11 protein-coding genes and 1 riboswitch are annotated in these 12109 nt (G+C 70.7%); of the genes, 5 read left to right on the forward strand and 6 right to left on the reverse strand.

Going from position 1 to position 12109, the window contains the following annotated elements; genetic code table 11:
• Both JMF90_RS08045 and cbiE read right to left on the reverse strand, forming a co-directional pair.
• On the reverse strand, nt 1-165 hold a 165-nt coding region (locus JMF90_RS08045; protein ID WP_201325026.1), incomplete at its 3' end, for a cobalt-precorrin-5B (C(1))-methyltransferase.
• The gene (cbiE, locus tag JMF90_RS08050) at nt 165-1427 is read right to left on the reverse strand and encodes a precorrin-6y C5,15-methyltransferase (decarboxylating) subunit CbiE (protein ID WP_201316945.1); all 1263 of its coding nucleotides are present in this window, start codon (nt 1425-1427) and stop codon (nt 165-167) included. The genes JMF90_RS08045 and cbiE, both read right to left, overlap by 1 nt.
• 213 nt (nt 1428-1640) lie before the next feature.
• A riboswitch (cobalamin riboswitch) is annotated at nt 1641-1832 on the forward strand.
• A 69-nt stretch (nt 1833-1901) separates the two neighbouring features.
• On the opposite strand from cbiE, the gene cobG reads away from it, so the two are divergent.
• From cobG to JMF90_RS08075, 5 genes are all read left to right on the forward strand, one after another.
• Nucleotides 1902-3302 carry a precorrin-3B synthase gene (gene cobG / locus JMF90_RS08055; RefSeq protein WP_171984274.1) on the forward strand — a complete coding sequence of 467 codons (1401 nt, stop codon included), beginning with the start codon at nt 1902-1904 and terminating at the stop codon, nt 3300-3302.
• Nucleotides 3295-3921 carry a precorrin-8X methylmutase gene (locus tag JMF90_RS08060; RefSeq protein WP_011545408.1) on the forward strand — a complete coding sequence of 209 codons (627 nt, stop codon included), beginning with the start codon at nt 3295-3297 and terminating at the stop codon, nt 3919-3921. Before cobG ends, JMF90_RS08060 begins: the two co-directional genes overlap by 8 nt.
• The gene (locus JMF90_RS08065) at nt 3918-4652 is read left to right on the forward strand and encodes a precorrin-2 C(20)-methyltransferase (protein WP_201316937.1); all 735 of its coding nucleotides are present in this window, start codon (nt 3918-3920) and stop codon (nt 4650-4652) included. The genes JMF90_RS08060 and JMF90_RS08065 overlap by 4 nt, the downstream gene beginning before the upstream one ends.
• Entirely contained in the window at nt 4649-6358 is a 1710-nt protein-coding gene (gene cobJ, locus JMF90_RS08070; RefSeq protein ID WP_201325027.1) for a precorrin-3B C(17)-methyltransferase, read from the forward strand. Before JMF90_RS08065 ends, cobJ begins: the two co-directional genes overlap by 4 nt.
• Nucleotides 6359-6697: 339 nt before the next feature.
• On the forward strand, nt 6698-8053 hold the full coding sequence (locus JMF90_RS08075) for a chitinase (protein ID WP_054927832.1): 1356 nt from the start codon (nt 6698-6700) through the stop codon (nt 8051-8053).
• Between the two features lie 100 nt (nt 8054-8153).
• Here the strand turns inward: JMF90_RS08075 and JMF90_RS08080 are convergent, their stop codons facing one another.
• From JMF90_RS08080 to JMF90_RS08095, 4 genes are all read right to left on the reverse strand, one after another.
• A complete protein-coding gene (locus JMF90_RS08080; protein WP_027811169.1) occupies nt 8154-8897 on the reverse strand; it encodes an IclR family transcriptional regulator in 744 nt (247 codons plus the stop codon).
• A gap of 60 nt (nt 8898-8957) precedes the next feature.
• Entirely contained in the window at nt 8958-10124 is a 1167-nt protein-coding gene (locus JMF90_RS08085) for an acyl-CoA dehydrogenase family protein (protein WP_201316934.1), read from the reverse strand.
• Nucleotides 10125-10162: 38 nt separating this feature from the next.
• Nucleotides 10163-11464 (reverse strand): CitMHS family transporter, encoded by a 1302-nt coding sequence (locus JMF90_RS08090; protein ID WP_027784442.1) that lies wholly within the window; start codon nt 11462-11464, stop codon nt 10163-10165.
• Nucleotides 11465-11597: 133 nt separating this feature from the next.
• Nucleotides 11598-12109 (reverse strand): CoA transferase (locus JMF90_RS08095; protein ID WP_201325028.1); only part of this gene is annotated, 512 nt, incomplete at its 5' end.

Raw genomic sequence — 12109 nt, forward strand, 5'->3', positions numbered from 1 at the left:
CCGCATCATCACGCGCTGCCCCTTCGGCAGCACGATCTCGACCGCGTCGTCCGCCTGACCCGCGAGCAGCAGCCGCGCGGCCGCAAGCGAAGTCGCGGTCGCGCAGCTGCCTGTCGTGTAGCCGAAGCGCAGCGGCGCGGGTTGTTCGGGGGTTTCGTCGCGCATCACGCGTCCGTTGCGTTCGACGGATTCGACGAGCCGGCCGTGTCGGTCGCGTCTGCCGTGTCGGACTTGCGCACGTCGTACAGCGTGACCGGCAACGGCTGCCGCCACGTGTCGAAGCGGCCGAGCGGTTCGGCATGCGCGAACGACACGCGCGTGAGCGTGCCGCCATGCGCGTCGCGCCACGCGGCGAGCGCCATCTCGCCCTGCAGCGTGACCGCGTTGGCGACCAGCCGGCCGCCGGGTTTCAACGACGCCCAGCACGCGTCGAGCACGCCGGGCGCCGTCGCGCCGCCGCCGATGAAGATCGCGTCAGGCGCGGCGAGCCCCGCGAGCGCATCGGGCGCACGGCCCGCGACGAGTTGCAGGCCCGGCACACCGAGCGTATCGCGGTTGTGTTCGATGAAGCGTTGCCGCTCCGCATGCGCTTCGATCGCGATCGCCTGGCAGGATGGATGCGCGCGCATCCATTCGATGCCGATCGAGCCGCTGCCGGCGCCGACGTCCCACAGCAGTTCGCCTGGCGCGGGCGCGAGACGCCCGAGCGTCATCGCACGCAGGTCGCGCTTGGTGAGCTGGCCGTCGTGGCGGTACGCATCGTCGGGCAGGCCGGGCGTGAGCGCGCGGCGCGGCGCGTCGGGGCCCGCCCGGCAATCGAGCGCGACGAGGTTGAGCGCGGCGGTTTCGTCGACGTGCCAGTCTTGCGCGAGGCCATCGATCCGTCGCTCGAGCGGGCCGCCGAGGTGTTCGAACACGCTGACGCGCGTCGGCCCGAAGCCGCGGGCGGCGAGTTCGGCCGCGACCGCGGCCGGCGTGCGGCCGTTGGCGCTCAGCACGAACAGGCGCCGGCCCGGCAGCAGATGGCGGGCCAGCGTCGCGAGCGGACGCCCGACGAGCGAGACCGCGCCGACGTCCTGCAGCGCCCAGCCGAGACGCGCCGCGGCGAGCGACAGCGACGACGGCGCGGGCAGCACGCGCCATTCGTCGGGAGAAAGCTGGCGGGCGAGCGTCGCGCCGACGCCGAACAGCATCGGGTCGCCGCTCGCGAGCACGCACACGGGCGCGCCGCGGCGGGCGAGCAGCCCCGACAGGTCGAACGGCGACGGCCATGCTTCGCGCGTCGCCCGCAACCGCGCGGGCAGCATGTCGAGATGCCGTGTCGCGCCGACCACGTGCGTCGCGTCGAGCAGCGCGCGCCGCGCGTGGCGTCCGAGCCCCGCGTAACCGTCGTCGCCGATGCCCACTACCGTCAGCCACGCCGTCATGCACCCTTCCCCATCGTTCGATTCCATCGTGTCGCCGCGCGGCCGTGAAAGCGCCGGTGCAGCCGTCCGCATTGCGAAAAACGGCATGGTACCGTGTTCCACCCGGCGTTTCATCTGCCGGCCCGCCCGCGCCCGATCGTTGTCCGACCGTTGCCCGTTTCACCCGCCGCGAACGGCCGACCGCTCGCGAATCGCGGCCGAAATCGGGTATCCTACGGCCGTTCGTTCGCCGGTGCCCTTCGGGGCCGAAGAGGGAACACAGGGCGCCCCGCGCGCCGCTGTGGCTGCCCCCGCAACTGTAGACAGCGAGCCGAGCTCCCCCTCATGCCACTGGTTTCACCGGGAAGGCCGGGAGCCGGCGCCGACCTGTCAGCCAGGAGACCTGCCGGCCAGAAAGTGCGTGCGTGCCAGTCGGCGTCGGGCGGGGTGTACCGATGCGTTGGCCGCGGCGCCACACACTGTCCCGGTATCCCGTTGAATTCCGCCCCCGCTTCGATTCCTGCGTCGCCCGTCGTACGCCCGTCGGCCTGCCCGGGGCTCGTGCGCGTGGTCGCGGCCGCCGACGGGGGGCTGTGCCGGATCAAGCTGCCGGGCGGCCGGCTCGATGCACATCAGGCACGCGCGATCGCCGCCGCCGCGCGCCTGTACGGGTCCGGCGCGATCGATGCGACCAATCGCGCGAATCTGCAGTTGCGCGGCATTCGCGACGGCGCGGCCGATGCGCTCGCGCACGCGTTGCTCGACGCGGGGCTCGGCCCGCGCACAAGCGCCGGCAACGTCACCGACGATACGGCCGCGCTCGCGACAAGCGACGACGTCCGCAACGTGCTGCTGAGCCCGCTTGCCGGGCACGACCCCGCCGCGCTCGTCGATAGCCACGCGCTCGCCGCGCCGCTGCTCGACATGCTGGCGAGCGAGCCGCGCCGCGGTGAACTGTCGCCGAAATTCTCGATCCAGCTCGACGGCGGCGAAGCGGTCGTGGCGCTCGATCATCCGCACGACATCTGGCTGGCCGCATGGCGCCGCGCCGACGGCGCGGTACGTCTCGCGGCGGGGCTGGCCGGCTGTCCGCCGGTTGCGTGCGGCGACCGGCCCGCTGCGGTCGACGTGTCGCCGGAACAGGGCGCCGCACTGGTGCGCGCGCTGTTGCTCGCGTTCCTCGATCTCGCGCCGGCCGACGTCACGCGGATGCGCGCGTTGCTGGCGACGTGCGACGAACGCACGCTGCTCGCGCGCGCCGCGCACTACCTGCCCTTCCCGCTCGCGGCCGATCCGGCGCTTGCCGACTGGCGGCGCACGCGTACCGCTCCCGCGTTGCGTTTCAGCGCGGCTCCGTCGCGCGACGCGGCGCGCTGCAGCGTCGGCGCGCAATTCGCGCTCGGGCGGCTCGACGCGGCGCAACTGGAGCGGCTTGCCGCGCTGGCCGAGGCCGACGGCGACGGCACGCTGTCGATGACGCCGTGGCAAGGCGTGTTCATGCACGGCGTGCCGAACGAACGCACGGCGGCGATGCGCGCAGCACTCGCGTCGCTCGGCCTCGTGTGCGCGGCGTCCGACCCGCTCGCGACACTCGTCGCCTGCACCGGCAGCGCCGGCTGCGCGAAAGCGCGCGCCGATACGAAACACGATGCGCTCGCGCTCGCCGCGCGCGTCGGCCATCCGCTCGACGTGCACCTGACCGGTTGCGAGCGCCACTGCGCGCTGCCACATCCCGCCGCGCATACGCTCGTCGCGGTGGCGCCCGCGCACTACGACCTTTACCGGCGCGACGCGGCCGCGGGCCTCGGCGCCCCGCTCGCGCGCCATCTGACGATTGACCAGGCCGCGGTCCGACTCATGGACGCGCGGCACAGCCAGGACACCACCGATGCTTGACTACATTCGCGACGGGCAGGAAATCTACCGCCAGTCGTTCGCGACGATCCGCGCCGAGGCCGACCTGTCGCAGGTTCCGCCCGATCTCGAGAAACTCGCGGTGCGCGTGATCCACGCGTGCGGGATGGTCGACGTCGTGTACGACCTGCGCTTCTCGGCCGGCGCCGGCACGGCCGGCCGCACGGCGCTCGCGGCCGGCGCGCCGATCCTGTGCGATGCGAGGATGGTCGCCGAAGGCATCACGCGTGCGCGGCTGCCGGCGGCCAACCGCGTGATCTGCACGCTCGGCGAGCCGGAGGTGCCCGACCTCGCGCGCGACCTCGGCAATACGCGTTCGGCCGCCGCGCTCGAACTGTGGCGCCCGCATCTCGCGGGCAGCGTCGTCGTGATCGGCAATGCGCCGACCGCGCTGTTCCACCTGCTCGACATGATCGACGCCGGCGCGCCGCGGCCCGCGCTGATCCTCGGTTTCCCGGTCGGCTTCATCGGCGCGGCCGAATCGAAGGCGATGCTCGACGCCGACAGCCGCGGCGTGCCGTACGTCGCGCTGCTCGGCCGGCGCGGCGGCAGTGCGATGGCCGCCGCCGCGGTCAATGCGCTTGCGACGGAGGTCGAATGACGACCGCACGCGGACGGCTGTTCGGGGTCGGCGTCGGCCCCGGCGATCCCGAGCTGATGACGATCAAGGCGCTGCGCGTGCTGCAGGCGGCGCCGGTGGTCGCGTATTTCGTCGCGAAGGGCAAGAAAGGCAACGCGTACGGCATCGTCGAAGCGCACCTGCTCGACGGGCAGACGCAACTGCCGCTGGTCTACCCGGTGACGACGGAGGCGCTGCCGCCGCCGCTCTGCTACGAGACGGTGATCGCCGATTTCTACGACACCGCGGCCGAGATCGTCGCGGCGCACCTCGATGCGGGCCGCGACGTCGCGGTGATCTGCGAAGGCGATCCGTTCTTCTACGGCTCGTACATGTACCTGCACGATCGCCTCGCGCCGCGTTACGACACCGAGGTGATCCCGGGCGTATGCGCGATGCTCGGCGGCACGGCCGTGCTCGGCCAGCCGCTCGTCTATCGCAACCAGAGCCTGTCGGTGCTGTCGGGCGTGCTGCCCGAGCATGAACTGCGCGAGCGGCTCGCGCGGGCCGACGCGGCCGTCGTGATGAAGCTCGGCCGCAATTTCGACAAGGTGCGGCGCGTACTCGACGAACTCGGGCTCGCGAAGCGCGCGCGGTACGTCGAGCGCGCGACGATGGCGAACCAGCGCATCGTTCCGCTCGACGAGGTCGATCCGATGGCGTCGCCGTATTTCTCGCTGCTCGTCGTGCCGGGGGGAAAATGGCAAGGATGACGACCCCGCCCGCGATCGTGATTCTCGGCGCGGGCGCGCTCGATACCGCGCGGCGCATCCAGGCGCGTTATCCGGGCGCCCGGGTGCACGGTCTCGTGTCCCGTGTCGACGCCGACGTGCCGTTCGACGAACTCGGCGCGCACCTGCGCGAACTCTATGCGCGCGGCCTGCCGATCGTCGCGCTGTGCGCGGCCGGCATCGTGATCCGCTGCCTCGCGCCCGCGCTCGCCGACAAGGGCGTCGAGCCGCCGGTGCTCGCGGTCGCGGAGGACGGCTCGGCCGTCGTGCCGCTGCTCGGCGGGCTGACCGGCGTCAACGTGATCGCGCGCGAAATCGCAGAATGCGTCGGCGTCGCGCCAGCGATCACGACGAGCGGCGAACTGCGCTTCGGCGCGTGCGTGCTCAATCCGCCGGAAGGCTATGCGCTCGCCGATCTCGCGCAGGGCAAGCGCTTCGTGTCCGACCTGCTCGCGGGCGCGTCGACGCGCGTCGACGGCGCGGCGCCGTGGCTCGACGACGTCGCGCTGCCCCGTGATGCCGCGGCTGCGCACGCGATTCGCGTGACGCCCGATGCGTGGCGCGGCGCGCGCGACGAGCTCGTGATTCATCCGCGCAGCGTGGTGGTCGGTGTTGCCGCGGATGCCGTGCATGCAGGCGAAGCGCTTGCCACGCGCATCGAAGCCATGCTCGACGCACAGGGCCTCGCACGGCTGGCGCTCGCGGCCATCGTCGCGCCGGCGTCGGCGATCGGCGAACCCGCATTGGAAGAAGCGGCGAGCACGCTCGACGTGCCGCTGCGTTTCGTCGATGGCGATCCCGACGCGCCTGCCGACGCCAGCACGCTGCTCGGCCGCGCATTGCGCGTCACCCACACGCTGCGTGAAGAATCTAACGGTCTCGCTTGCGCGGTCGCGTCGCAGCCGGTCGACCCCGCCACGCTCGGCCGCGCGCGCGGCCGCCTGACGGTGCTCGGTCTCGGCCCGGGCGGTGCCGCATGGCTCACGCCGGCCGCGCGCGCGGCGCTCGCGGATGCGACCGACATCCTCGGTTATACGACTTACGTGAACATGGCCGGCCCGTTTCGGGCGGACCAGCGCGTGCACGGCACCGACAATCGCGAGGAAATGCAGCGCGCGCGCCATGCGTTCGAACTGGCGGCCGAGGGCCGGCGCGTCGCGGTCGTATCGTCGGGCGACCCAGGCGTCTTCGCGATGGCCGCGGCCGTGCTCGAAGCGCTCGACGAAGCGCGCGACCCGCAATGGGCCGCGGTCGACCTGCGCGTGGAGCCCGGCATCTCGGCGTCGCTCGCCACGGCCGCGCAGGCCGGCGCACCGCTCGGTCACGATTTCTGCGCGATCTCGCTGTCGGACAACCTGAAGCCGTGGGACGTGATCGAGACGCGCCTGCAACACGCGGCGCAAGCCGATCTCGTGATGGCGTTCTACAACCCGATTTCGCGCGCGCGGCCGTGGCAGCTCGACCGTGCGCTCGACATCGTGCGTGCGCATCGCGCGGCCGATACGGTGGTCGTGCTCGGCCGCGACATCGGCCGGCCAGGCGCGACGCTTTCGACAACGACCCTCGGCGCGCTGCGCGGCGAGCAGGTCGACATGCGCACGATGGTGATCGTCGGCTCGTCGACGACGCGGCGCTTCTCGATCGGCAACGCACGCGAATGGATCTATACGCCGCGCTGGTATCGCTGAACGCCGCGGCGCGCGTATCGAATCCGGCGGTGCTCACGTGAATGCGCGATGCGCGCGAGCCGTCAATCGGCATGCCGGTGTATCACCGGCTCGCTGGAACCGGTCCATCCGCGCGCCATGGCGCGAGCAACCGGAAAAAGTGCCCGCTCCGCGTTTCGCAACGCGACCGAATCGGCAAGATCGTTACGTATCGGGAATCGAATAACAAAAAGAAGTATCCCTAAATTCCCTATTCGACGTGAATACTCCAAGATAGGCACGCCGCCGACGGGACAGGTGCCTGCCCATCGGCGGCGATACGCAGGCCAGCGTATCCCTCTTCCACTTGGAGAACACAGAATGAACAACAATGTGTTGCCGCGTTTCGTTCCGCGAGCGTTTGCCGCGGGTTGTCTGCTCGCGATGGCGAGCGTGTCGCACGGTGCCGGCGTGTATGCACCCTTTGTCGACGTGACGCTCTATCCGACACCGTTGGTCGACCAGATCGGCGTGCGCCAGGGCATCCAGCAGTTCACGCTCGCGTTCGTGGTCGCGGGCAACGGCTGCGTGCCGTCGTGGGGCGGCGTGCAGCCGATCGGCAACGGCGCGAGCGGCGGGCTGCTGACCGCGCTGTCGACGTCGATCGCGAGCTACCGCGCGAAAGGCGGCGAAGTCGCCGTGTCGTTCGGCGGCGCGAACGGCACGCCGCTGATGCAGGCGTGCTCGACGGTTCCCGCGCTGAAGAGCGCGTACCAGACGGTGATCGACACGTACGGCCTCACGCATATCGACTTCGACATCGAGGGCGCGTCGCAGCAGGACACGGCGGCGGTCGCGCGCAACTTCCAGGCGGTCGCGCAACTGCAGGCCGACTACGCGGCGAAGGGCAAGCTGCTGCACGTGACGCTGACGCTGCCGACGATGCCGACCGGGCTCACGCAGGACGGCGTGAACGTCGTCAACGCGGCCATCGCGAACAAGACCACGTTCGATGCGGTCAACGTGATGGCGATGGACTACGGCCCCGCGAACATCGACATGGGCGCCGCCGCGATCAGCGCTGCGCAGGCGCTCTACTCGCAGCTGGACACGGCGTTCAAGTCGGCCGGCCAGCCGAAGACCAACGCGCAGCTGTGGCAGATGGTCGGCGTCACGCCGATGATCGGCGTGAACGACGTGCAAGGCGAAACGTTCACGCTCGCGAATGCGCAGACCGTGCTGAACGCGGCAATCGCGAACGGCTACGGGTTCTTCGGCAACTGGTCGGTCGGCCGCGATCAAGCGTGCCCGTCCGGCGGCACGTATGCGTCGCCGACCTGCTCGGGCGTCGCGCAGCAGCCGTACGCGTTCGCGGCGATCTTCAAGAAGCTCGACGGCAAGTGGGGCGCGGGCGTCACGCAGGACCCGAACTACGGCGGCGGCTCGGACGGCGGTACGCCGCAGCCGGGCGCACCGTGGGCGGCCGGCCAGGTCTATACGGCCGGCGCGACGGTCACCTACCAGGGCACGACGTATCAGGCGCAGTGGTGGACGCAGGGCGACGTGCCCGGCCAGGCGGCCGTGTGGAAGCCGATCGGCGGCGGCACGCCCGCGTGGTCGTCGACGACCGCCTACCAGGGCGGCACGTGCGTGACGTACCAGGGCGCGAAGTATTGCGCGAAATGGTGGACGCAGGGCGACAACCCGAGCGCGGGCGGCGTGTGGGTGAAGTCGTGACGTTGCGACGCGCTCGCGCGTGACGTACGGCGGGCCGTTCCGGCGTGGCAGGACCGAACGCCGGAACGGCCCGCTGCGGATGCCGGCGCGCGCCGCTGCCCTACCCGCGCGCGTGCTCGGCCAGCAGCCGTGCCTTCGCGTCGACGAGCAGCGCCGCATGCTTGTCGCGATGCTGGCGAATCCGCTCGGTCGGCCCGACGACCGACAGCCCGTACCAGTCGCCGTCGAGCGTCAGCGCCACCGCGAGCGCCGACAGCTCGGGCGCGCTCTCGCCGAAGTTCTCGGCCCAGCCGAGTTCGCGAAACCGCGCGGTCTGCGCGACGAGCGCCGCCAGGTCGGCCACCGTCGCATCGGTGAAGCGTTCGAACGGCAGTTGCGCGCCGAGCGCCTGCTGCGTCTCGCTCGCGAGTTCCGCGAAGATCGCCTTGCCGATCGAGTTCGCGTGCAGCGGGCGCAGCTCGCCCGGCTGGCGCGTATAGCGGATCGCCTGCTCCGATTCGACGACGTCGAGATACGTGACCGACACACCCTGGATCTTGCCGAGCACGGCGGTTTCGCGGCTCGCGTCGCGCAGCGCGACGAGGTGCGGATGCACGATGTCGACGACCGGATCGGTCGCGTCGATCGCGGCGGCGACCGTCTGCAGGCGCCGCGTCGGGTAGTAGCCGCCGCGCTTGCGCACTTCGTACAGGTAGCCGCGGCTCACGAGCGTGCGCGCCATCGCGAGGCAACTCGACGCCGGCACGTTGAGCAGGCGCGCGAGTTCGGTGAGCGGCAGCGGCCGCCGTTCGGCGGCGAACAGCTCGAACAGGTCGAGCGTGCGGGCAACGAGTTTGACGTCCATGACGAGCGCTTGATTCGGAACGGGAAACCGCGCGCCGGGCGGGCCGCCGGGTCGCTACGGTCAGTACGACTTCGGCAGCCCGAGCACCTTCTCCGCGATGTAGCACAGGATCAGTTGCGGACTCACGGGCGCGAGCTTCGGAATCATACACTCGCGCAGATAGCGCTCGACATGATATTCCTTCGCGTACCCCATCCCGCCGTGCGTCGCGATCGCCGTCTGGCAGGCCTGGAACGCGGCTTCCGCGCCGAGGTATTTCGCCGCGTTTGCCTCCGCGCCGCACGATTGACCCGCGTCGTAGCGCGTCGCGGCCTTCATCACCATCAGCCATGCGGCCTCGAGCTGCATCCACGCCTGCGCGAGCGGATGCTGGATCGACTGGTTCTGCCCGATCGGCCGGCCGAACACCACGCGCTCGCACGCATACTGTGTCGCGCGGCGCAGCGCGGCCTGACCGAGCCCGATCGCCTCCGCGGCGATCAGGATGCGTTCGGGGTTCAGCCCGTGCAGCAGATAGCGGAAGCCGTCGCCTTCGTTGCCGATCAGGTCGTCGCGCGACACGCGCAGGTTGTCGATGAAGAGCATGTTCGAATCGACCGCCTTGCGGCCCATCTTCTCGATCTCGCGCACCTCGACGCGTGAACGGTCGAGGTCGGTATAGAACAGGCTCAGCCCGTCGGTCGGCTTCGCGACCTGGTCGAGCGGCGTCGTGCGCGCGATGATCAGCATCTTGTTCGCCACCTGCGCGGTCGAGATCCAGATCTTGCGCCCGCTCAGCACGTAGTAATCGCCGTCGCGGCGCGCCTGCGTGCTCAGGTGCGTGGTGTCGAGCCCGGCGTCGGGTTCCGTCACCGCGAAGCACGCCTTGTCGCGCCCGGCGATCAGCGGCGGCAGGAAGCGCGCCTTCTGCGCATCGTTGCCGAACACCTGCACCGGGTTCAGCCCGAAGATGTTCATGTGGACGGCCGACGCGCCGGACAAGCCGGCGCCCGACGCGCTGATCGTGCGCATCATCAGCGCCGCCTCGGTCATCCCGAGCCCGGCTCCGCCGTAGGCCGGGTCCATCGCGATGCCGAGCCAGCCGGCCTCGGCGAGCGCCGCGTGGAAGTCGGCCGGAAATCCGCCGGCGCGATCGCGTTCGAGCCAGTAGTCGTCGCCGAAGCGCTCGCAGATTTTCTCGATCGCGCTTTCGATCGCGCGCTGGTCGTCGGTCAGGTCGAACTGCATGGACTGCTCTCCCGAAAAAACGTGAGCGGCCGCGCCGCTCACAATGGAAACACGCCCGTCGCGACCGCGGCGAAGACCATCAGCACGGTGGCGGCGAACAGGAACGGAATCGTGAATTTCTGGTGCTCGGCGAGCTCGACGCCGGTCAGCCCGACGATCAGGAACGTCGCGGGCGTGAGCGGGCTGACCGGAAAACCGGTCGTCATCTGGCCGAGCAGCGCGGCCTGCGCCATCTGGATCGGCGGCACGCCGAGCAGCTTGCCGCTCTCCGCGAGCACCGGCAGCACGCCGAAGTAGAACGAATCGGGATCGAACAGCAGGCTGAGCGGCATCGACAGCAGCCCGAGCACGAACGGCATGTGGCGCGCATGCTCGACGGGCACGTGCGCGACGACGACCTCGGCCATCGCCTTCAGCATCCCGGTGCCGGACATGATGCCGGTGAACGCGCCGGCCGCGAGCAGCACGCTCGCCATCATCAGCGCGGCCTTAGCATGCGCGTCGATCCGTTCGCGCTGCGCCTGCACGTCCGGGTAATTGATCACGAGCGCGGCGACCGTGCCGAGCATGAACATCACCATCGGGTCGACGATGCCGGACACCAGCGTGACGAGCACGACGAGCGTGAGCGCGACGTTGATCCCGAAGCGTCCCGGCCGGCGCAACGCGCGTTCGGCGTCGGTCAGCTCGCGCGGCGCGATCGCGAGCGAGGCCGCGCCGGCGCGGTCGAGCCCGAGCCGTTTCGCCTCGCGCACGCCGAGCACGTACGCGGTGCCGAACACGAACGCGAGCCCGACGATCTGCACCGGAATCATCGGCGTGAAAATCGCCGAGCCGGGAATGTGCAGCGCGGCCGACGCGCGCAGCATCGGCCCGACCCATGGCAGGAAGTTGACGCCGGCCGCCATCGACGCGACGCACGCGAGAATGCGGCGATCCATCCCGAGTCGCGTATAGAGCGGCATCATCGCGGGCAGCGTGACGAGAAACGTGACGGCGCCCGAGCCGTCGAGATGGATCAGCAGCGCGAGCAGTGCCGAGCCCATCACGATGCGCGGCGGATGGCAGCCGATCACGCGCAGCACGCCGGCGATGATCGGGTCGAGCATCCCCGCGTCGGTGAGGATTCCGAAAAATAGAATCGCAAAAACGAACATCCCGGCGATCGGGCCGATGTTCTGTACGCCGTGCACGACGAACTTGCCGGTCTGAAGCCCGAAACCGGCCGCGAGCGACGCGGCCACCGGCACGACGATCAGCGCGACGAGCGGCGACAACCGCTTCGTGATGATCAGGCCGAACAGCGCGACGATGGCGACCGCGCCGATCCATGCGAGCATGATGCGTCTCCTCTTCAGCCGGTGCGCATCGACGGGCGTGTCGATGCGCGGGCCGGCGTGATGTCCGAATGATGGTGTGCGCGGCGGGTGGCCGGGCGCCGCAATGCGGCACGGTCGGCGGCCGCGAAGCCGGTCAGGTCCGGCGGTTGTCGTTGTCGTCGTTGTCGTCCGCGAACACCTGCGCCGCATGTTCGTTCAGCGCGGGCGGTGGACGCCGGTACGTAGCCGGCGTGCGGCCGAGCTTGATCGGCGACGCGATGCCGCGATGCCGGCCCAGCTCGACCTTCATCCGCCGATGCGCGACATGCGGGTGGTCGAGCGCCGCATCGAGCCCGAGCACGGGCGCGCACGGCACGCCGCGGCGCATCAGTCGTTCGGCGAGCGTCGCGCCGTCGTGCGCGGCCAGCGCCGTTTCGAGCAGCGTGCGCAGCGCGGCGCGGTGCTGGCTGCGCGCGCGGTTGTCCGCGAAACGCGGATCGTCGAGCCAGTCGCGCGTGCCGAGCACGTCGCACAGCGCGGCGAACTGCCCGTTGTTGCCGACCGCCAGGAAGATGTCGACGCCCGCGGTCGGAAAGCTGTCGTACGGCGTGATGTTCGGATGCGCGTTGCCGGTGCGCACGGGCGCGTTGCCCGAATGGAAGAAGT

It is taken from the genome of Burkholderia sp. E168m23 (assembly GCF_016586125.1).
GTDB classification, from domain to species: domain Bacteria; phylum Pseudomonadota; class Gammaproteobacteria; order Burkholderiales; family Burkholderiaceae; genus Burkholderia; species Burkholderia orbicola.